Genomic DNA, 20001 nt, shown 5'->3' with positions numbered 1-20001 from the left:
TCTGCGCGCCGCAATAGGACTGGTAGGTCGAGATGCCCATCTTGGACATGACCTTCAGGATGCCCTTGTCGACCGCCTTGATGTAGCGCTTCTCGGCTTCCTTCTGCGTCAGCCCCTCGTCGAGATGCGGCAGGAGCTCCGCCAGCGTCTCGAAAGCGAGATAGGGATTGATTGCCTCGGCGCCGTAGCCCGCAAGGCAGCAGAAGTGATGCACTTCGCGCGCCTCGCCCGTCTCGACGACGATGCCGACCTTTGTGCGCAGACCCTTGCGGATCAGGTGATGGTGGACGGCGGACGTCGCGAGCAGCGCCGGAATGGCGATGCGTTCGGCCGAGACCAGCCGGTCCGACAGGATCACGATGTTGTAGCCCTGATCGACCGCTTCTTCCGCGCGTTCGCAGAGACGCGCGACCATTTCGGCCATCTCGCCTTCGCCGCGGTTCGCCGCGAAGGTGATGTCGAGCGTTTGCGTGCGGAAATGATTGTCCGCCACTTCGCCGATCATGCGAATCTTCTCGAGGTCCTCGTTGGTGAGGATCGGCTGGCGCACTTCGAGGCGCTTCACCGACGACATGCCTTCGAGGTCGAGCAGGTTCGGGCGCGGGCCGATGAAGGAGACCAGCGACATGACGAGTTCTTCGCGGATCGGATCGATCGGCGGGTTCGTCACCTGCGCGAAGTTCTGCTTGAAATAGGTGTAGAGCAGCTTCGACTTCGAGGAGAGCGCGGAGATGGGCGTGTCGGTGCCCATGGAGCCGATCGCTTCCTGGCCGTCCATCGCCATCGGCGTCATCAGGAACTTGATGTCTTCCTGCGTGTAGCCGAAGGCCTGCTGCGTATCGAGCAGCGAGCCGTAGACGGGCGTCGTCACGGAACCGCGCGGGGAAGGCATTTCCTCGAGCTGGATCTGCGTTGCGTCGAGCCAGGTCTGATAGGGGTGGAGCTTCGCAAGCTGCGCCTTCACCTCGGCGTCGGAAACGATCCGGCCTTCCTCGAGGTCGATGAGGAGCATCTTGCCGGGCTGTAGCCGCCACTTCTCGACGATCTTCTCTTCCGGCGCGGGCAGCACGCCCATTTCGGACGCCATCATCACGTCGCCGTCGTCGGTGACGTAGTAGCGGGCAGGGCGCAGACCGTTGCGGTCGAGAGTCGCGCCGATCTGGCGGCCGTCGGTAAAGGCAACCGCGGCCGGTCCGTCCCACGGTTCCATCAGGGCGGCGTGATATTCGTAGAAGGCGCGGCGTTCTTCATCCATCAGCGGATTGCCGGCCCAGGCTTCCGGAATGAGCATCATCATCGCATGGGTGAGCGAATAGCCGCCCATGACGAGAAGTTCGAGCGCATTGTCGAAGCAGGCCGTATCCGACTGCTCGTGAACGGCAATCGGCCAGATCTTCTTGACGTCGTCGCCGAGAAGCTCCGACTCCATGGTCGCATAGCGTGCCGCGAGCCAGTTCACGTTGCCGCGCTTCGTGTTGATCTCGCCATTGTGGCAGATCATGCGGAAGGGGTGCGCAAGGCTCCAGGTCGGGAAGGTGTTGGTCGAGAAGCGCTGATGCACGAGGGCGAGCGCCGTCGTCATCTCCGGATCGGTCAGATCCTTGTAGTACTGGCCGACCTGTGCCGCGAGCAGCATGCCCTTGTAGACGATGGTCCGCGAGGAGAACGAAGGAATATAAAGTTCCTCCGGCACATGGCCTTCCTCGGCGAGCAGCGTGTTGAAGACGCGCTTGCGGATGACGAAGAGCTTGCGCTCGAACGCCTCCTGATCGGCGCAGTCCGCCGAGCGCGCCACGAAAACCTGCATGTGATAGGGCTCGGTCGGGATGACCGAGACGCCGAGATCGGAATTGTCGACCGGCACGACGCGCCAGCCGAGAAGGGTCTGGCCTTCCTCGGCAATGATCTTGTCCACCAGATCGACGATCTTCTGGCGCGCATCCGCCGCCTTCGGCAAGAACAGCATGCCGACGCCGTAATGGCCTTCGGCCGGCAGTTCGAAGCCGAGCTTTGCCGCTTCCTTGCGGAAGAAGGCATCGGGAAGCTGAATCAGAATGCCCGCGCCGTCGCCCGCCTTCGGGTCCGCGCCGACGGCACCGCGATGCTCGAGATTTTCGAGAATCCGCAGGCCATCCTCGATGATCTTGTGAGATTTTCGGTTGTGGATGTTCGCAATGAAGCCGATGCCGCAGGCATCGTGCTCGTTACGGGGGTCATAGAGACCCTGCGCCTCGGGGAGACCCGCTACGCGCTGGGCCGCGAACCGGCTCATATCTTCCCGCTTCTGCGTCATACCATCCCATCCTTCACCTGGACCCGCGACACCGGATTACACTTCCGGGCTGCACCGCAGGTCGCCTCGACGTCTTCAAACATGTTCCGCCCGTGCGCTTCCCTTCCCCCTGAGCCGTTCCGGCCGGAGCCCCGATTCCTCGGGGCGGGGGACGCTAGCGAACCGCACGCGTTATCGCAAAGGTCCCGGCCGAAATTTCCGGCGAGACTGATCACCGCTGGACCGCTCTCGCGATCCGCTTTCCGGTACGCCCGGGCGCCGCGCTTCGAACAGCTTTCGGCGCTCTTGCATACCCTTGCAGTGCCGCCATCGCCGACGGAGCTTTCTGCTGGGTGCTCCCTATTGCCCGGAGCGGAGGCTTACTGGCAGGCCCGACCGCTTGATCGTCCGGTCAGCCCATCGTGCCGGGAAAGCGTGACTTTCCCAGTTGGCGGATCATGCCAAACCCGCCCCCATGAATCAAGCAAATAAGACAGGAATGCTGACCTATAGCTGAGATTCGCTCGCAAAAAGAATTATGGTCAATTTCCTGCGGTTTCGCAGGCGGACAGGCTCTGCCATGCTCACCGCCATAATAAAGAACTTCCGTTTTCCCGGAACAGGGGGCGGCTCAAAAAGGCGAGGCCGACACATGCTCAGAAGGATCGACAGGATACAGCTCGCGGTGCCGGAGGCGGAAACTGCCGCAAAGGGCTGGATCGGGCTCCTGGGCGCCGAGCCGGCGGGAGAAGACCGGATCGCGGGGCTTGGTGCGCGGCGACGGCGGCTCAGGATCGGCACAGGCTTCGTTGAGCTTCTCGTCCCGGACGGGGCGGGCCCGGTCGCCGATGCGGTCGCCCGGCGGGGCGCGCATCTTTATGCGGCCGGGGCGTCGGCGCCCGATCTCGCGGGTCTTGCCACCCACCTCAAGGTGCGGGGCGTTTCGCCTCTCTCGGAGGCCGGTCAGCTCCACCTTTCCGAACGGGATACCGGTATCGAGGGCTTGCGCATGGTGGTGAGCGCGGACGAGACGCTGCCGCCCGTGGGCGAAATCGATTTTCTCTACGAGGCGACGCTTCTTTCCAGCGACACGGCGGGGATCACGCGCCAGCTCAACGCGCTTTTCGCGCTCGACGAGCGCAACTACACCGAAATCGTGTCCGATCTCTTCGGCTATCGGGGAACGCTGACGCTCTTCGACAAGGACGAGCTTCACCGTCTCGAGGTCATCGAGCCCACGACGCCCGGCACCACGATGGACCGCTACTTCCGCAAGTTCGGCCAAAGCCTCTACATGGCCTTTGCCGAGACGAGCCGCATCAATCTCATCGCGGAGCGTGCGGCAGCGGCGGGAGCAGGCTTCACGGTCGACCGGCCGGACAACCGCCCGGCCCATCTGCCTTCCGATCAGCTCTGGCTCCATCCGAAGGCGCTCGGGGGCATGATGCTCGGTCTGTCGCGCCCAAGCATGGCATGGACCTGGTCGGGCCACCCGGAGCGTGTCGAAGCCGTTGCCTGACGGCGCTTCTCGGGAGCCCCGCGCTTCGCTACCATCCGCGCTTCGCGGAAGGAGCGGCCATGGACTTTACGAGCGACAATGCGTCGGGCATCGCGCCTGAAATTCTGGAGGCGCTGGCGCGCGCGAATACGGGCACGGCCACGTCCTATGGCGCGGACGACGTTACGGCGCGCCTCAGGGCACGGCTTTCGGAAATCTTCGAGCGAGAGGTCGAGGTTTTCCCCGTGGTGACGGGCACGGCGGCAAATGCGCTTGCCCTCGCCGCGCTCGCGCCGCCCTATGGCGCGGTGCTTTGCCACGAGCTTGCCCATGTGCATCTCGATGAATGCGGCGCGCCGGAAATGTATTCGGGGGCGAAGCTCGTACCGGTCGGCGGCGAGAAGGCGAAGATCGATCCCGTGCTGCTCCGGGCCGAACTCGACAAGCTGCCCGCGGGTGTCGTCCATCATGTGCAGCCGGCCGCGCTGACGCTGACGCAATCGACGGAGCTCGGCAGCATCTATTCTCTCGACGAGATTTCCGCTCTTGCCGCGATCGCGCGCGAGCGGAACCTCCATGTCCATATGGACGGGGCGCGCTTTGCAAATGCGCTAGCCGCGCTCAACGTTTCTCCGGCGCAGGCGAGCTGGAAGGCGGGCATCGACATCATGTCGTTCGGCGCGACGAAGAACGGCGCGATGGCGGCGGAGGCCGTTATCGTCTTCAACCGCGATCTCGCGCGCGATCTCTCCTTCCGGCGAAAGCGGGCGGGCCATCTCCTTTCGAAGATGCGTTTTCTCTCCGCGCAACTCGAAGCCTATCTTGCGGACAATCTCTGGCTCCGGCTGGCGGGACACGCGAACGCCATGACGGCGCGGCTTGCCGAAGGTCTTGAAAACGTGCCTGAAGCCGCGATGCACCTCACGCCGCAGGCGAACGAAATATTCGTGCGCTTGCCCGCGGCAACCATCCAGCGGCTCAAGGAGGCGGGCGCACGCTTCCACCGCTGGCCGATGCCGGGCGACAGCGACGGCGCCTGTACCGTCCGTCTCGTGACCTCGTTCCAGACGGCCCCCGAGGCCGTCGACCGGTTCATTTCGAGCGCTTGCGGCTGAGCCTCTTCAGCATTCGTTAAGTGCGGTGCCATTAGTCTCATGATCGCGGAATCGTGCTTTTCGGCATGGGCAGGACAATGGCGGTTGCGAAAGACGAAAAGACGAGAGAGTTCGAGAGCTTGATCGCGCAGGCCGAGGCCGCGGTCGATGCCTTGCGCGACACCTATCGTCAGCAGCTTGCCTCGGACGTTGCCGAACTTTGCGACATCTGGGAGCGCTTCGAAGCGGGTGAGCCTGTCGAGAAGACACTCGAGGCGCTTCACGCCGTCGCTCACAACGTCAAAGGTCAGGGCGGTTCCTTCGGCTATGGTCTCGTGACCGAGATCGGCGCGTCCTTCTGCGACTATCTGCGCAGCGGCGAACGGCGTTCGCCGGAAGAACTCAATATCGTCCACATGCATATCCGAATGCTGAAGAGCGTGTCGGACAACGATATTTCGGGCGATGGCGGAGAGACGGGCCGCCGGATCGTCGAAAAACTCCACCTGCTCACCGGCCACGAGGACGACTGACGGATATTACGCCGTCATTCTTTCCAGCTCTTCCAGCATATCTGTCAGGACACGCTCGGCCCGGGAGAAGGCTTCGTCCATCTCTTCTTCCAGCGCGCCACCGCCTGCTTCCATGACCGGCCTTGTGGCGGCGTCCCGCGTTTCCGCGATCGTCCTCGACATCTCCGACACCAGAACGTCGATGCTGAAGGGTTTGGAAACGAACCCGTTCATGCCGGCCGCCTTGTAGGCGTCGCTGTGACCCGCCATGGCATGCGCGGTCAGCGCGACGATCGGAATGTCGTGCCAGGGTTCATCGAAGGCGCGGATGACCTTCGTTGCCTGAATGCCGTCCATGATCGGCATCTGAATGTCCATGAGCACGATGTCGAAGCTCTCGGCGCGAAGCCTCTTGATCGCTTCGACGCCATTTTCGGCGATGGTAAGCGTGTGACCGAGCCGTTCCATCACGGCGAACATGAGCTTCTGGTTGACCGGCTGGTCTTCGGCAAGCAGCACCTTCAGCGGTCCCAGGATCGGTGCGGGTGCCGGTGCAACGGCGTCGGAGGTCTGGCTTGCGGCGGCAGAGCTATCGGTCACGCGCATGGGCAGGCGCACCGTGAAAGTGCTGCCCTCGTCCTCCGCGCTTTCAACGTCGACCGTTCCGTTCATCAGCGTCACGAGTTCGCGCGTGATCGCAAGGCCGAGGCCCGTGCCGCCATAGGTGCGGGAGATGGAGGAGTCGGCTTGCTGGAAGCGTGTGAAGAGGCGCGGCAGCATGGCCTTGGGTATGCCGATGCCGGTGTCGCGTACCGTGTAGACGAGCTCGACGGTGCCGGGCTCGCCGGTTGCGTGCGCCATCAGCGAGACGGCAACCTCGCCCTTCGGCGTGAACTTGATCGCATTGCCGATGAGATTGAAAAGGATCTGGCGAAGGCGCGTCGGATCGCTCACCACCAGTGCGGGAATGTCGCCGATGCAACTCTTGGTGAGGTTCAGGCGTTTCTCGGATGCATTGGGGCGCAGGACTTCCACCACCGTTTCCAGGATGCCGGTGGGGGAGGTGGGGCCGCAATCGAGTTCGAGGCGGCCCGCTTCCAGCTTCGAGAGGTCGAGAATGTCGTTCAGGATCGTCAGCAGGCATTCGCCCGATTCCCGGATCGTCGCGGCGCGGTCGCGCTGCTGCTCGGTCAATTCTCCCGAGAGAAGAAGGTCCGCCATGCCGATGACGCCGTTCATGGGCGTGCGCAGCTCGTGGCTCATCGTGGCGAGGAACGCCGACTTCGCGCGGTTCGCGTTTTCCGCCGCTTCCTTCGCGACGGAAAGATCGTGCGCGGCGCTGGCGAGCTTGGCACGTTCCTGTTCGAGCTGCATTGATGTGTGTTGCAGGTCGAGCACGCGGTCCTGCAGTTCGAGCTGGCTGCGCTTCAGCTTGATTTCCGTCTGCTTGCCTTGCGTGATGTCCGTTTCGACGACGATGTAGTTGCGGATAGTGCCGCGCTTGTCGCGAATGGGCCTCACCTCGATCGAAGCCCAGTATTGATGCCCCTGTTTGGTGAGACTGATCGTCTCCACGTTACGGGCTTCGCCGTCGGCAGCGGACTCGGCGAGAATCTTGAGGGCGGCTGCGCCGGAGTGGCGGGCGAGCAGATCGATCGGACGGCGGCCTTCCACGTCGGCGCGGGCGAAGCCTGTCATGCGGATGAAGCCCGCATTCGCCCAGAGGATGACGCCGGTCCGGTCGGCGATGAGCACGCCCGCATCCGTTCCATTGGCGACGAGGGCGAGGCGTTCGTTTTCCCGCAGGCTGTACTGCAGGCGTCCGAAGACCTGTGCGAAGAGATCGGAGAGATAGCTGAGTTCACCGCTTGGAATGCCGGCGGGCGGATCGAACTTGCCGCGTCCGCTCGCGCGAACGGCCGTCGCAAGCCGCTCGATCGGTCCGATCACCGAGCGGTGAAGCAGGAAGAAGAGCGCGGCCATGAGAACGACTGCGGTGACAATGCGGCGGAAAAGGGACGCGAAGATCGAGGCGGTAAGCTCCTCCCGCGCGCGCCGCAGGTCGACGATGCTCACCGTGCCGAGCTCCGTGCCGGGAACGGTCTTCACGTAGACCCAGTTGTCGAAATCGTCGAAGCTCATTTCGAAGCTCTGCGGACGATCGAGGATGAAGCTGGCGCTGATTGCCGTGCGCACCTGGGGATCGGCGAGAAACCTCTGCGTGTCCGGAATCCGGGCCGTTTCCTCACCGGTGAGCAGCCTGCCGGCGCTGTCGATCAGGTAGATGGCTAGAACGTCGTTCTGCCAGATCGCTTCGCGGGTCACGGCTTGTGCCGCCTCGCCGGGACCGAAGTCGCTGTCATGCTGCGCGCGCATGGCGAGATGGTCGCTGATGGCTGCGGCCCGCTGCTCGACATTCGAGAACATTACGTCGCGCAACTGATAATAATCTGTGATCGACTGGAAAGCCGTGATGGCGATGAGCAGCGCCAGCATCTTCAGCGCGAGGTCGCGCGCCGTCGGCCCGATGAACGAGCGCAGCAGATGGTGGTTGAACGCGCCGCTCACGACCTTGCGCATGTCTCTGCGGTCTCCGCCGGAAGCGTCCGGCCAGCAAGAAAGTTGAGGCCTCTCCCGGCCTGTTCACCCTTCCGGATGTCAGGTCTTGATTACAGCAAGAGGGTTAATAGGTGACTAAAACGGGTAATGACGGTGGCTGGCGTAATGCCCATTTTTTTAATAGTTTCAATCTGTTGCAGTTGATGAGCCGTGACGAAGCAAGCCGTGTTGGACCTGTCGCAGCCCAGGTCGAGAATTGACGCAGGCGCCGCGCCACCCCCCCCTGACGAGGCCAACGGAATAAAGCATGTCGATCCGCAATCTCGATCTTATGTACGCCCCGAAATCGGTCGCCCTCATCGGGGCCAGTGCGCGCGAGGGGTCGGTCGGCAACGTTCTTCTCGACAATCTGCTGACAGCGGGCCTTCCGGGGCCCGTCTGGGCGGTCAATCCGAAGGGCGGGCAGATCGGCGGCGCGGAGACTTTCAAGGATGTCGCGAGCCTGCCTCATGCGCCGGACCTTGCGGTTATCGCCACGCCGCCGCAGACAGTGCCGGGCCTCATCGACGAGCTTGGCCGGCGCGGTACGAAGGCTGCCGTTGTCATCACGGCAGGCTTCGGGGAACTCGGCGAGGAAGGCCGCCGCCTGCAGGCGAAGATGCTCGAGGCGGCGAAGCCCCATCTCCTGCGTATTGCCGGCCCCAACTGCCTCGGCATCATGGCGCCCGGCAACGGACTCAACGCCTCCTTCGGCCATGTGCAGCCGGAAAAGGGCAATGTCGCCTTCGTATCGCAATCAGGCGCGGTCGTCACCGCCGTGCTCGACTGGGCGACGAGCCGTGGCATCGGCTTCTCGCACATCGCCTCGCTCGGCGGCATGGCCGATGTCGATTTCGGCGACATGCTCGACTATCTCGCTGCCGACCCGAAGACGAAGAGCATCCTGCTCTATATCGAATCCGTCACTGACGCGCGGAAGTTCATGTCGGCGGGCCGCCAGGCCTCGCGCCTGAAGCCCGTCATCGTCATCAAGTCCGGCCGTCACGAGGCAGGCGCGCGCGCCGCCGCCTCGCATACCGGCGCACTCGCAGGCTCCGACGCCGTCTACCAGGCGGCCTTCCGCCGCGCGGGCATGCTGCGCGAACTCGGCATCGAGGAGCTGTTCGACGCGGTCGAAACGCTGTCTGTCCGCTCGGAGCGGCGCCCGATCCTCGGTGACCGGCTTGGCATTCTCACGAATGGCGGTGGCGTCGGCGTGCTGGCGACGGACTTCCTCATCGATGAAGGGGGCAGGCTTGCGGAAATCTCGGAAGAGACCATCGCCGGGCTCGATGCCGTTCTGCCGCGCACCTGGAGCCGCGCCAATCCTGTCGACATCATCGGCGATGCGGGCGCCGAGCGATATGCGCGCGCCATGGAAGCGCTTCTGAAGGACAAGGCCGTCGACGCCGTTCTCGTCATGAACTGTCCGACGGCGGTCGTGAACAATCTCTCCGCCGCGCATGCGGTGATCGAGGCGGCGGAGGCGTCCAGCAAGCCCGTCTTCACGAACTGGCTCGGCGACAAGGGTGCGCGCGCCGCGCGCGAGGCCTTCCAGACGCATCGCATTCCGACCTACGAGACGCCGACAGGCGCGGTGCGGGCCTTCATGCTGCATGTCCGCCACGACCGGAACCAGCGCCTCCTGCTCGAAATTCCGGCGGCGGGCCCGGCCCAGCCACAGCGCAATCTCGAAAGGGCGCGCTCGCTCGTCGAAACCGCGCTCCGCGAGAACCGCGAATGGCTGAGCGAGGCGGAGGCAAAGTCCCTGCTCGCGGCTTACGGAATCCCGATTGTCGATACGCGCATCGTCTCTTCCGCCGCCGAAGCCGCGCGGGTGGCCGGCGAACTCGGCTATCCCGTCGCGCTGAAGATTCTCTCGCCCGACATCACGCACAAGAGCGATGTCGGCGGCGTTGCGCTCGGGCTCGAAAACGCAGAGGCGGTTTCGGAGGCGGCCTCGCGCATGATCGCGCGCGTCACCCACCTCTGCCCAGGCGCGGAACTCGAAGGTTTCACCGTGCAGCAGATGGTGAGCAAGCCGGACGCCTTCGAACTTATTCTCGGCATTGTGGACGATGCCACCTTCGGTCCCGTTATCCTGTTCGGGCAGGGCGGCACGGCGGTCGAGGTCGTGCGCGACAAGGCGATGGCGCTCCCGCCGCTCAACCGGGTGCTGGCGAAGGACCTCATTTCGCGCACGCGCGTCTCGCGCCTCCTCGAAGGATATCGCGGCCGTCCGCCCGCCGATTTCACAGGGATCGAAACCGCGCTGATGGCGCTCGGCGACATCGCGGCGGACAATCCGGAGGTGGCCGAACTCGATATCAATCCGCTTTGGGCGGACGAGAAGGGGATCGTCGCGCTCGATGCGCGGGTGCGCATCCTGCCTGCCAAGAGCAAGGGCACGGCGCGGTTCGCGATCCGGCCTTATCCCGCTTCGCTCGAAGGCGAGCTCACGGACCGCGAAGGCCGTCGCTATCCGCTGCGCCCGATCAAACCGGAGGACGCGCCGCTCATCGACGATCTTCTCGAACATACCGACGCGGAGGATGTGCGCCTGCGTTTCCTCTCGCCGCTCAGAAAGCTTCCCCGCCAGCTCGCCGCGCGCCTCACCCAGATCGATTACGACCGCGAGATGGCCTTCGTCGTTTTCGCCGACGAGGCATGCGCGGAGGCGGCGGGCGTCGGCCGCCTGTCGGAAGACCCGAACCGGGAGCGCGCCGAATTTGCCATTCTCGTCCGCAGCGACCTTCACGGTCACGGGCTCGGCTATTCCCTGATGCAAAAGCTGATCGAGTATGGGCGCCAGCGGGGTGTGGGCGAAATCTTCGGCCATGTGCTTCGCGAGAACCGCAGCATGCTCGACATGTGCGACGATCTCGGCTTCACGCGCCACTCGATCAAGGACGATCCGACGCTGATCGAGACGCGGCTCAACCTCTCCTGAAAAAGCAAGAAGGGGCACCCGGCAGGGCGCCCCTTCGCATATCCGTTCGGGAGGTCTTAGTCGGCGGCGGTCGCGAGATTGCCTTCGAGCGTCTTCGCACCCTTGGCCGGGGCTGAAATCTCGACACGGCGCGGTTTCAGCGCCTCGGGCACGCGGCGCACGAGGTCCACATGAAGGAGCCCGTTCTCGAGATGGGCGCCTTGCACCTCGACATGATCGGCGAGCTGGAAGCGGCGCTCGAAGCTGCGGCCGGCGATACCGCGATAGAGATAGTTGGTCTCTTCGGGCTCGGCGCGCTTGCCGCTGATGGTGAGCACGTTCTGCTTCACCTCGATGTCGAGGTCGTCTTGGCCAAAGCCGGCAACCGCAACGGTGATGCGGTAGTCGTTTTCGCTCGTCCGCTCGATGTTGTAGGGCGGGTAGGTGGGGCTCGCGTCCTGCGTCACGGAATCGAGCAGCGACTGGAGCTGGTCGAAGCCGACGGTCGAACGGTAAAGGGGGGAAAAGTCGAATCCACGCATGAGTCACATCCTCTTCAAGCGATGTTGCGATAGGGACGACAGCGTTTCACCGCCCTGGGGCCGGTGGCTGCTTCCCGGCCGGGCCCGCTTCTCCGGCGCCCGGTACGGCTTATTTGGGAATTTCGCCTTCGCGCTTCAAGATGGGTATAAGGTCCCGGACAGTGGCGAATGCCGCTCGCCAGCGGAGGGGGAAATGATGAGGAAACTGTTTTCCGGGGTGCTTCTGGGCGCGGCGCTCGTGTTGTCCGGCACCGGTCCATTTTTCGCTGGCGCGGCCTGGGCGGAAGAGCCGGGCGTGATCCGCCTTGGCGCCGCCGTCTCGCTCACAGGAAAATATTCCTCGAATGGCGCCTTCACCCGCAATGGCTACGACCTTGCGGTCAAGCGCATCAACGAAGAGGGCGGCGTCACGGTCGGCGGCAAGCCCTACAAGCTGGAAATTGTCTATTACGACGACGAATCGACGCCCGCGCGCGGCGCGCAGCTTGTCGAGCGGCTGATCCAGCAGGACGGTGTCGACTATCTCCTCGGGCCCTATTCCTCCGGCCTCACCGAAGCCATTGCCCCCGTCACCGAAAAATACGGCGTACCCATGGTCGAGGCGAACGGTGCCGCCATCTCGCTCTTCCGCAAGGGCTATCGCTATCTCTTCGCCGTTCTTTCCACCACCGACCAGTATTTGCGCGGCGCGGTCGACCTCGCGGCGAAGGTGCATGAAGACCCTTCGCAGGTCCGCGTCGCCATGGCCTTCGAGAACGATCCCTTCTCGCAGGATGTGCGCGAGGGCGTCACCGAGGATGCGGCGAAACATGGCATGAAGATCGTCATCGATGACAAGCTGCCGCCCGAGCTCAACGACATGTCGGCGACGCTTTCCAAGGCAAAGGTGCTCAAGCCCGATCTCCTGCTGCTGTCCGGCCATGACAAGGGCGCGGCGCTTGCCGTGCGCCAGGTCGCCGACCAGCGTCTCAACCTGCCGATGATGGCGCTCACGCATTGCGACAGCGCGCAGATCGCCGAGAAGTTCGGCGCCGCCGCCGAATATGCGCTCTGCGCCGCGCAATGGGCGCCGACGCTTACTTACTCCGACGCTCTGTTTGGCAGCGCGGCGGACTATGCCGCGCTCTACGAGAAGACATACGGCCATGCCGCGCCTTATCAGGCGGCCGAATCGAGCGCGGCTGTGCAGGTCTTCGCCGATGCCTTCGCGCGAGCGGGCACGCTCGACAGGAAAGCCGTGCGCGATGCGCTCGCCGGAACCGACATCATGACTTTCTACGGACCCATTGCCTTCGACGAGACGGGCAAGAACGTGTCGAAGCCCACCGTCCTCTTCCAGGTACAGGAGGGGAAATATGTCGTCGTCTACCCGCGGGACTTCGCCGAAGCGGAACTTCGCTGGCCGACGCCGCCCTGGTCCGAACGCTGATCTTCCGGAGACGCCGTGCTCGACAATCTCTCCCTCTTCGTTCAGTACCCGCCGCTCGCGGCCGACGTTATTCTGAACGGGCTCCTCATCGGCTCGATTTTCGCGCTCGCCGCCTATGGCATGGCGCTCGTCTGGGGCGTGCTCAACATCGTGAATGTCGTGCAGGGCGAGCTTGTCGTGCTCGGCGGCTACGTCACCTTTCTTGCTGTACAGGCGGGCCTGCCGCCGCTCGCCGGCCTGCCGCTTTCGGCCGCAGTCATGTTTGGTCTCGGCTGGCTGATCTACCGCACCGTCATCTTCCGCGTGGTGGACAAGGATATCTTCATCTCGATCCTCGCGACCTTCGGCCTGTCGATCCTGTTTCAGCAGCTTGCGAATGCGTTGTTCGGCTCGGACGTTCGCACGGTCGATGCGGGGCTCGGCTCGCTCTACCTTCTCGACGGCGCGGTCACGCTTGCTTATGTGAAGCTTCTTGCCTTCGTCCTCGCGCTCGGCGCGGGTGGTGTGCTCTGGCTCTTCCTACGCCATGCGCGTCTCGGCCAGGCGATCCGCGCCACCGCGCAGAACCCGCGTGCCGCGCGCATTCTCGGCATCGACACGAACCGCGTCTATGCCATGACCTATGCGCTCAATGGCGCGCTCTGCGGCGCGGCTGGCAGCCTCGCCGTCATGGCCTGGACGATCCATCCCTATGTCGGCCTGCCATACACGGTCCGTTCCTTCATGGTCGTGGTCGTGGCAGGGGTCGGCAATGTCGCGGGCGTCGTGGCCGCCGGGCTCGGCCTTGGCGCGCTTGAAAATGTCGCGGGGTTTGTCTTCGGCGTCGAATTCCAGATCGCCTTCGTCTTCGCGCTGATGGTTGTCATTCTCGTTTGGCGCAATGCGATGGCGGCGCGCAAGCGGGGCTATCTGGAATGAGCCGCATCACCGACTGGCACATCATGGGCGCGCTTGCGCTTGCCGGTATCGCAGGCCCGTTGCTGCTGCCCGGCCTCGCGACGCAGATCGCCTTTCTCTGGCTCATGGTCGTCTTCGCGCTCACCTGGGACATGCTGGGCGGGCGCATGGGCTACAACTCCTTCGGCAACATCGTCTTCTTCGGCATCGGCTGCTATGCCGTGGCCGTGGTCCAGCGCGATGCGGGCCTTCCTTATTTCGAGGGGCTGGCGCTCGGTCTTTTCGTTGGCGCGGCCGCAGCCGTTCTCGCGGCGACCGTCTTCGGCGCCGCCATGCTCGGCATTCGCGGGCACTATTTCGCCATCGGCACGCTCGGCCTCGGCATCGCGGCGGGCGAGATTGCGGCGGGATGGGATTATGTCGGCGCGGGCTCCGGCATGGCGCTGCCGCTTTATCCGGGTGAACTCGGTTCACGCGAGCTTTTCTTCTGCTATTCGCTCTTCGCGCTCGCCGCGCTCTGCTTCCTCGTCTTCCGCTGGCTCTACGGCACGCGCTTCGGTCTTGCCCTGAACGCGATCCGCGACGATCACGACAAGGCGGATGCGATGGGGCTGCGCACCACGCCGATCAAGATTTTCGCCTGGAGCCTGTCGGCCTTCTTCCTCGCGCTTTCGGGCGGGCTTGCTGCCAACATGATCGGCTTCATCGATCCGCGCGACGTCGCCTTTGCGGGCGCGACTTTCGGCGTCTGGATGGTGCTCATGGCAATCCTCGGCGGCAAGGGCACGCTCTGGGGCCCGGTGCTGGGCGCCTTCGTCTTCCATGTCACGCAGGAACTTTTCTGGACCTACCTGCTTGGCTGGCAGCGCGTCGCGCTCGGTCTTCTCATCGTCGTCATCGTCGTCTTCTTCCCGCAGGGCATCATGGGCTGGTGGGCCGCACGCCGCGCGAGGGTGGCGTCATGAGCGCGCTTCTGGAAGTCCGCAATGTCACCAAGCGCTTCGGCGGCGTCGTTGCAAATAGCAACGTCTCGCTCACCGTCCGGCAGGGCGAAATCGCGGGTCTCATCGGGCCGAACGGTTCGGGCAAGACGACGCTGTTCGGCTGCATCACCGGCACACATGCGGTCGATGGCGGCGACATTCTTTTCGAAGGCCGCTCCATCGCGCATCTGCGCCCCGCGCCCATCGCGCGTCTCGGTCTTCTCCGCACCTGGCAGCAGACGCGCGTTTATGGCGAGATGACCTGTGCGGAAAACATGGCGATCAGCGCGCGCGAGGCGCAGGGCGGCCTCCTGTCGCTGCTCGGTTCCGTGCCGGCCGCAACCCGCCGCAAGGGCGACGATCTCCTCGCCTTTGTCGGTCTCCACGAGAAACGCGACGACAAGGCAGGCAGTCTCAGCTTCGGCCAGCAGAAGCTTCTCGAATTCGCGATGGCGCTGATGAACGAGCCGAAGCTCCTGCTGCTCGACGAGCCGACAGCGGGCATCAACCCGACGCTCATCAACGGGCTTATCGACCGCTTGCGCCGTGCGAATGCTGAACTCGGCGTGACGCTGCTCGTCATTGAGCACAATATGCGCGTCATCATGAACCTGGCGCACCGCATCACCTGCCTTGCGCATGGCGAAGTGCTGGCGGAAGGCTCGCCGGACGAGGTTCGTGCCGATACACGCGTCCTCGACGCCTATCTCGGGGTGGCGTGATGGCGGACGAGCCGAAAAATCTCGCGGGCGGTTATGGCGAGGGCACAGTCGACACCGTGCTTTCCTTCGGCGATGTCGCGCGCGAGGCGCAAGCCATGGCGCGCGCCGTGTCGCGAGAGGAGGTCGTCGCGCTCGCAAAGGGCGAGCCGCTCCTCTCCCTCGATGCGTTGCATGCCGGCTATGGCGCCATGGAAATCCTGCATGGGATCGATCTCGCCGTTGGCGCGGGCCAGAGCCTCTGCCTCGTCGGCCCGAATGGCGCGGGCAAGTCGACCGTGCTGCATTCGATCTTCGGCTTCACGAAAATCTCGTCGGGCCGCGTTTCGGTTTCGGGCCGCGAGGTCACGCGCCTCTCGCCCAGCGAGAAGCTTCGCGATGCGGGCATCGCCTACATCCTGCAGGATAATTCCGTCTTCCCGGACATGACGGTGGAGGAGAACCTCCTCATGGGCGGATATCTTCTCGGCGACCAGGGACGAGCGCGGGCGGCGGCGGAGCGCATCTTCGCGCGCTACGACCGCCTTGCGAAGCGCCGCTCCGAGCGCGCGCGTGTGCTTTCGGGCGGCGAGCGGCACCTCCTCGAAATCAGCCGCGCGCTCATCATGGATCCGAAAGTGCTGCTGGTGGACGAACCTTCCATCGGCCTCGAACCGCGCATGATCGACATGGTCTTCGAAATTCTTGCCGATCTCCAGAAAGCGCAGGGCAAGACCATCGTCATGGTCGAGCAGAACGCGAAGCGCGGTCTCGACTTCGCCGATATCGGCTATGTGCTGGTCGCGGGCCGCGTCGCGCTTGCCGGCGAAGGTGCCGATCTTCTGGAAAATTCGGATGTGGGCCGCCTCTTTCTCGGCGGCTGATCCCTCCGCAAAATCCGCAGAAATCCTCATCTCAACCTGAACGCCAGATGAACGGTGCCGCCACGCGCCGTTCAGCCGTCCGCGCTCATTCTGGTTCCGGATCAAGGGGTCGGTCCGGAACTGGAAGGATGACAAGATGAAAACGAAGATTATTTCAGCCGGTCTTGCCGCCGCCCTCGGGTTTTCGACGCCGATGGCGGCCGAAGCGGCAATCGTGAATGTCGAGACGAGCGCACATGTCGAGCTCGCGCGCCACGATCGCTACGACGACCGTCACTACAAGGGCCCGAAGCATTACCGCGGGTACGGGCACTACTACGATCACCGGCCGCCGGTGGTCGTCCATCGCGGCCATCCGCGGCCCTGGTCGCATTGGCGTCCCTATGTCGTGGAACGTCATCACTATTACGTGGTCAGCCAGCCGGTCTACTACTCGTCGCATCCGCATTACGGCCCCTATTACAGGGCCCGCGTGCGCGACCGGGACAATGTCCTGCTCTGGATCGGCATCAGCGCGATCACGGGCGCCATTCTCTTCTCGAACTACTGAGTTTGAGGGGGAGAGCGAGGAAAGGCCCTGCGCATCGCGCGGGGCCTTTCTGCTTTCAGGGACGCATCGTCGTCATGTAGGGACCGAGCGCGATGGCGCGGCGTGGACCGATCCAGTCGATCCAGTCGCAGAGCTTCGCCCGCGTCTCGCGCGGGTCGATCAGTTCATGCACGGAAAATCCTTCAGCGCGCGGGAAGGGCGATTGTCCGGCCGCGAGTTTCGCCTCGAGTTCGGCGCGCAGCGCCTCGGGGTCTTCCGCCGCCGCGATCTCGCGCGCGAAGGCGACGGCGACGCCGCCCTCCACCGGCAATGCGCCTGTCGCCGCGCTCGGCCAGGAAAGCACATAGCCATCCGGCCCGAAATGCGCCGCGCCCGCCACGCCGAACACCTTGTGCACGATCACGCTCGCCCATGGCACGCGGCTCTGCATCACCGCCGCGATCGCCGCCGTGCCGTGCCGGATCGTCGCCGCCTTCTCCGAGGCCGAACCGATCATGAAGCCCGGCTCGTCCACGAAGGAGAGGATGGGGAGGTGAAACGTGTTGCACATATCGGCGAAGCGGCGGAGCTTCTGTGCCGCCTGCGCCGTCATGGCGCCCGCATAGAAGTGGCAGTCGTTGGCGATCACGCCGACGCTCTTGCCGTTCAGGCGCGCGAGCCCCGTGATGAGCGAGGGGCCGAAGCGCTTCGTCATCTCGAAGAAACTTCCCTTGTCCACCACAGCCTTCACGACTTTCCGCATGTTGAAGGGCTTGCGCCGGTCCTTCGGCACGATGTCGCGCAGGCTTTCGTCAGTGCGGTCGCGCGGATCGTCCGTTGCGATATCCGGCGGCAATTGCCACACATTGTCGGGCAGGTAGGAGAGGAGGCGCGCGATCTCGGCGAGCGCCTCTTCCTCGGTCGCCGTCACATTGTCGATGACGCCGGAGCGCGCATGCACGTCGGCGCCGCCGAGCTCCTCCTTGGTGAGGTTTTCGTCGAGCGCGCGGGCAACGACTTTCGGGCCCGCGATCAGCACCTGCGCATCCTCGATCATGACCGAGAAATGCGAGGCGACGAGGCGCGCGGCCGGCATGCCCGCGACGGGGCCGAGCGCGGCGCTTGCCACCGGTACTTCGCCCAGCACCTGCGTGATGGAGCGGAAGCGCGGGCTGGCGAAAACGGGTTCGCCGAGCGGTCTCGACTTTCCCTTGCCCGCCGCGCCCGCAACCGAGCCGCCCCCGCCTTCGTGAAGCCGCACCAGCGGTACCTTGTAGGTGAGCGCCAGTTCTTCCGCATAGACGCTTTTGCGCAGGCCCGCCGGGTTCGGCGAGCCGCCCTTCAGCGTGAAATCCTCGCCGCCGACCGCGACCCGCCGTCCGTTCACCTTTGCGAAGCCGAGCACATAATTGGCGGGTTCGAAATCGACGAGGTTACCTTCCTCGTCGAAATGGGGCACGCCCGCGCCTTCGCCCATCTCCTGAAAGGAACCTTCGTCGCTCAGCGTCGCGATCCGCTCGCGCAGTGTGAGCCGGCCCTTCTCGTGATGGCGCTTCACCGCCTCTTCGCCGCCCTGACGTTTCGCCAGGTCGCGGCGGCGCCGGATCTCGTCGGTTTCCTTTTCCCAGCTCATGGCGCTTGCGGCCCTCCCTGTCGCGAAGTCCGCAAACCCTAATGGAAATCGGAGGGAGCCCAAAGCCTGTTGGCACGCCGTTCCCGGTGCTATGATCCGGGCAGACACGGGAGGGACGAGACGCATATGGCAGGCAAGGCGGGAGCGCTCCGGGGCAATCCGGCGCTTGAAGCGGAAAACGAGATCGAGGCGATCCTGAAGGCGGCGCTGGCCGGCGACGTCACGCTCGGCGCCGTGCTCAAATTCGTGCATCCGGGTGCCGGCGTCGTCGTCATCGACGGGCGCAAGCAGCCGAACGAGGTTCACCGCCGCGACATGCCCGCCGATTGCACCGTCCATATCGAACCGCTGCTCAATCTCGCGATCTTCCAGCGTCACATCGACCAGAACACCGCCTTCCGTCAGGGGCGCATCCGCATCGTCGGCGATGTCGCCGTCGTCGCGCGTCTCCGGCCCATCATGCTTCGTCAGTCGAATGCAACCGGGGACGGGTTTCGCGAGTGAAGGCGCCCGTCATCCTCATCCCGGAGAACCCGATGCCGGAAGGCGGTGAGGCCTTCTGGCTCGACGCGGATGATGGCGCGCGTCTGCGCTATCTCGTCTGGCGGGGCGATGCCGCGCCGCGTGGCACGGTCTTTCTCTTCGGCGGGCGTACGGAATTCGCCGAGAAATATTTCGAGACGATCGGCGAGCTTCGGGCGCGCGGCTTTGCCGTGGCGACACTCGACTGGCGCGGGCAGGGCCTCTCGGCGCGGATGCTCGATGACGGGCGCAAGGGGCACATCGACGGCTTCCCGACTTTCGACCGCGATCTCGCGCGCTTCATGGGACAAGTCGCACCTTCCTTTCCGAAGCCCTGGGTCGCGCTCGCGCATTCCATGGGCGGGCAAATCCTGCTGCGCGGACTGCGTGCCCATCCCGAGTGGTTCTCGCGCGCCGTCTTCACCGCGCCCATGTTCGGCCTCAACTTCAGCAAGCGGATGGAGCGCGCCATTCGCGCCATCGTCACCTTGCTTCACGCATTGGGGCAGGACGAGCGTTACGTGCCGGGCGGAAATGCGAAGGCGAACGACGAAGTTCCCTTCGAGGAAAACATCCTGACCCATGACGAGCGGCGCTATGCCGTTTTGCAGGCGTTGACACGGGCGGAGCCGAAGCTCGGTCTCGGCGCGGCGACGGTCGGCTGGCTTCATGCCGCCTTCCGCGCGATGGACGAGGCGGCACGGCCTGCCTGGCTCGCGTCGGTCGAGACGCCCGTCCTCATCTGCGAGGCGGCGGGAGACAAGCTCGTCTCGTCGCTCGCGCTTGCTCATGCCGCATCGCATTTGCCGCAGGCGACACGCGTCGTCGTGCCGGAAGCGGGCCATGAAATCCTGATCGAGCGCGATCCCGCCCGCGCCGTCTTCTGGGAAGCGTTCGACAAGTTTGTGGAAGGTTGAAATAGAATCCCCACCCTCCCCTTGGGATTCCTCTGCAAAAGAGGGTAGCGGCTGGCGTTGATTG

Annotated in this window: 16 protein-coding genes; 12 read left to right on the top strand and 4 right to left on the bottom strand. The window is 64.4% G+C overall.

Features of this window, described 5'->3' with window-relative positions; genetic code table 11:
- Positions 1-2293, bottom strand: a 2293-nt coding sequence (locus ACKUUH_RS15495) for a glutamate synthase central domain-containing protein (RefSeq protein WP_407950806.1), incomplete at its 3' end; no start/stop codon positions are given.
- Positions 2294-2924: 631 nt separating this feature from the next.
- Between ACKUUH_RS15495 and ACKUUH_RS15490 the strand changes: the two genes are divergently transcribed.
- The 3 genes from ACKUUH_RS15490 (at position 2925) to ACKUUH_RS15480 (ending at position 5397) form a co-directional block, all read left to right on the top strand.
- Entirely contained in the window at positions 2925-3791 is an 867-nt protein-coding gene (locus tag ACKUUH_RS15490) for a hypothetical protein (protein WP_407950805.1), read from the top strand.
- Between the two features lie 59 nt (positions 3792-3850).
- The gene (locus ACKUUH_RS15485) at positions 3851-4885 is read left to right on the top strand and encodes a threonine aldolase family protein (protein ID WP_407950804.1); all 1035 of its coding nucleotides are present in this window, start codon (positions 3851-3853) and stop codon (positions 4883-4885) included.
- Positions 4886-4962: 77 nt separating this feature from the next.
- Positions 4963-5397, top strand: a complete 435-nt coding sequence (locus ACKUUH_RS15480; protein WP_407950803.1) for an Hpt domain-containing protein — start codon at positions 4963-4965, stop codon at positions 5395-5397.
- A 6-nt stretch (positions 5398-5403) separates the two neighbouring features.
- Here the strand turns inward: ACKUUH_RS15480 and ACKUUH_RS15475 are convergent, their stop codons facing one another.
- Positions 5404-7956: an ATP-binding protein gene (locus ACKUUH_RS15475; RefSeq protein ID WP_407950802.1), complete on the bottom strand. Its 2553-nt coding sequence runs from the start codon at positions 7954-7956 to the stop codon at positions 5404-5406.
- A 286-nt stretch (positions 7957-8242) separates the two neighbouring features.
- Here ACKUUH_RS15475 and ACKUUH_RS15470 point away from each other — a divergent pair, with 286 nt between their 5' ends.
- A complete protein-coding gene (locus ACKUUH_RS15470) occupies positions 8243-10924 on the top strand; it encodes a GNAT family N-acetyltransferase (RefSeq protein WP_407950801.1) in 2682 nt (893 codons plus the stop codon).
- A gap of 56 nt (positions 10925-10980) precedes the next feature.
- On the opposite strand, the gene ACKUUH_RS15465 is transcribed toward ACKUUH_RS15470, so the two are convergent.
- Positions 10981-11445 carry an Hsp20 family protein gene (locus ACKUUH_RS15465; protein WP_407950800.1) on the bottom strand — a complete coding sequence of 155 codons (465 nt, stop codon included), beginning with the start codon at positions 11443-11445 and terminating at the stop codon, positions 10981-10983.
- A gap of 193 nt (positions 11446-11638) precedes the next feature.
- Between ACKUUH_RS15465 and ACKUUH_RS15460 the strand changes: the two genes are divergently transcribed.
- The 6 genes from ACKUUH_RS15460 (at position 11639) to ACKUUH_RS15435 (ending at position 16886) form a co-directional block, all read left to right on the top strand.
- Positions 11639-12874 carry an amino acid ABC transporter substrate-binding protein gene (locus ACKUUH_RS15460; RefSeq protein WP_407950799.1) on the top strand — a complete coding sequence of 412 codons (1236 nt, stop codon included), beginning with the start codon at positions 11639-11641 and terminating at the stop codon, positions 12872-12874.
- A gap of 15 nt (positions 12875-12889) precedes the next feature.
- Complete coding sequence (locus ACKUUH_RS15455) at positions 12890-13792, top strand: branched-chain amino acid ABC transporter permease (RefSeq protein ID WP_407950798.1); 903 nt, start codon at positions 12890-12892, stop codon at positions 13790-13792.
- Positions 13789-14736: a branched-chain amino acid ABC transporter permease gene (locus ACKUUH_RS15450; RefSeq protein WP_407950797.1), complete on the top strand. Its 948-nt coding sequence runs from the start codon at positions 13789-13791 to the stop codon at positions 14734-14736. The genes ACKUUH_RS15455 and ACKUUH_RS15450 overlap by 4 nt, the downstream gene beginning before the upstream one ends.
- Complete coding sequence (locus ACKUUH_RS15445) at positions 14733-15476, top strand: ABC transporter ATP-binding protein (RefSeq protein ID WP_407950796.1); 744 nt, start codon at positions 14733-14735, stop codon at positions 15474-15476. Before ACKUUH_RS15450 ends, ACKUUH_RS15445 begins: the two co-directional genes overlap by 4 nt.
- Entirely contained in the window at positions 15476-16336 is an 861-nt protein-coding gene (locus ACKUUH_RS15440; protein ID WP_407950795.1) for an ABC transporter ATP-binding protein, read from the top strand. Before ACKUUH_RS15445 ends, ACKUUH_RS15440 begins: the two co-directional genes overlap by 1 nt.
- A 136-nt stretch (positions 16337-16472) precedes the next feature.
- Entirely contained in the window at positions 16473-16886 is a 414-nt protein-coding gene (locus ACKUUH_RS15435; RefSeq protein ID WP_407950794.1) for a hypothetical protein, read from the top strand.
- A gap of 55 nt (positions 16887-16941) precedes the next feature.
- Here the strand turns inward: ACKUUH_RS15435 and ACKUUH_RS15430 are convergent, their stop codons facing one another.
- Positions 16942-18498: an acyl-CoA carboxylase subunit beta gene (locus ACKUUH_RS15430; protein WP_407950793.1), complete on the bottom strand. Its 1557-nt coding sequence runs from the start codon at positions 18496-18498 to the stop codon at positions 16942-16944.
- A 126-nt stretch (positions 18499-18624) separates the two neighbouring features.
- Between ACKUUH_RS15430 and ACKUUH_RS15425 the strand changes: the two genes are divergently transcribed.
- Both ACKUUH_RS15425 and ACKUUH_RS15420 read left to right on the top strand, forming a co-directional pair.
- A complete protein-coding gene (locus ACKUUH_RS15425; RefSeq protein WP_407950792.1) occupies positions 18625-19002 on the top strand; it encodes an SCP2 sterol-binding domain-containing protein in 378 nt (125 codons plus the stop codon).
- Positions 18999-19937 (top strand): alpha/beta hydrolase, encoded by a 939-nt coding sequence (locus ACKUUH_RS15420; protein WP_407950791.1) that lies wholly within the window; start codon positions 18999-19001, stop codon positions 19935-19937. Before ACKUUH_RS15425 ends, ACKUUH_RS15420 begins: the two co-directional genes overlap by 4 nt.
- Positions 19938-20001 lie beyond the last annotated feature (64 nt).

The sequence above is a fragment of the Parvibaculum sp. genome, assembly GCF_045863935.1.
Lineage (GTDB): Bacteria > Pseudomonadota > Alphaproteobacteria > Parvibaculales > Parvibaculaceae > Parvibaculum.
Note: the sequence above shows the minus strand (reverse complement) of the source record. Positions and strands in the feature narration are given on the sequence as shown.

Bases quoted from the DNA above. Each gene is read 5' to 3' on its own strand.
- ACKUUH_RS15470 (WP_407950801.1), top strand. From the start codon at position 8,243: ATGTCGATCCGCAATCTCGATCTTATGTACGCCCCGAAATCGGTCGCC.
- ACKUUH_RS15440 (WP_407950795.1), top strand. From the start codon at position 15,476: ATGGCGGACGAGCCGAAAAATCTCGCGGGCGGTTATGGCGAGGGCACA.
- ACKUUH_RS15475 (WP_407950802.1), bottom strand. From the start codon at position 7,956: ATGCGCAAGGTCGTGAGCGGCGCGTTCAACCACCATCTGCTGCGCTCG.
- ACKUUH_RS15430 (WP_407950793.1), bottom strand. From the start codon at position 18,498: ATGAGCTGGGAAAAGGAAACCGACGAGATCCGGCGCCGCCGCGACCTG.
- ACKUUH_RS15465 (WP_407950800.1), bottom strand. From the start codon at position 11,445: ATGCGTGGATTCGACTTTTCCCCCCTTTACCGTTCGACCGTCGGCTTC.
- ACKUUH_RS15425 (WP_407950792.1), top strand. From the start codon at position 18,625: ATGGCAGGCAAGGCGGGAGCGCTCCGGGGCAATCCGGCGCTTGAAGCG.
- ACKUUH_RS15445 (WP_407950796.1), top strand. From the start codon at position 14,733: ATGAGCGCGCTTCTGGAAGTCCGCAATGTCACCAAGCGCTTCGGCGGC.
- ACKUUH_RS15480 (WP_407950803.1), top strand. From the start codon at position 4,963: ATGGCGGTTGCGAAAGACGAAAAGACGAGAGAGTTCGAGAGCTTGATC.
- ACKUUH_RS15435 (WP_407950794.1), top strand. From the start codon at position 16,473: ATGAAAACGAAGATTATTTCAGCCGGTCTTGCCGCCGCCCTCGGGTTT.
- ACKUUH_RS15450 (WP_407950797.1), top strand. From the start codon at position 13,789: ATGAGCCGCATCACCGACTGGCACATCATGGGCGCGCTTGCGCTTGCC.
- ACKUUH_RS15490 (WP_407950805.1), top strand. From the start codon at position 2,925: ATGCTCAGAAGGATCGACAGGATACAGCTCGCGGTGCCGGAGGCGGAA.
- ACKUUH_RS15485 (WP_407950804.1), top strand. From the start codon at position 3,851: ATGGACTTTACGAGCGACAATGCGTCGGGCATCGCGCCTGAAATTCTG.
- ACKUUH_RS15460 (WP_407950799.1), top strand. From the start codon at position 11,639: ATGATGAGGAAACTGTTTTCCGGGGTGCTTCTGGGCGCGGCGCTCGTG.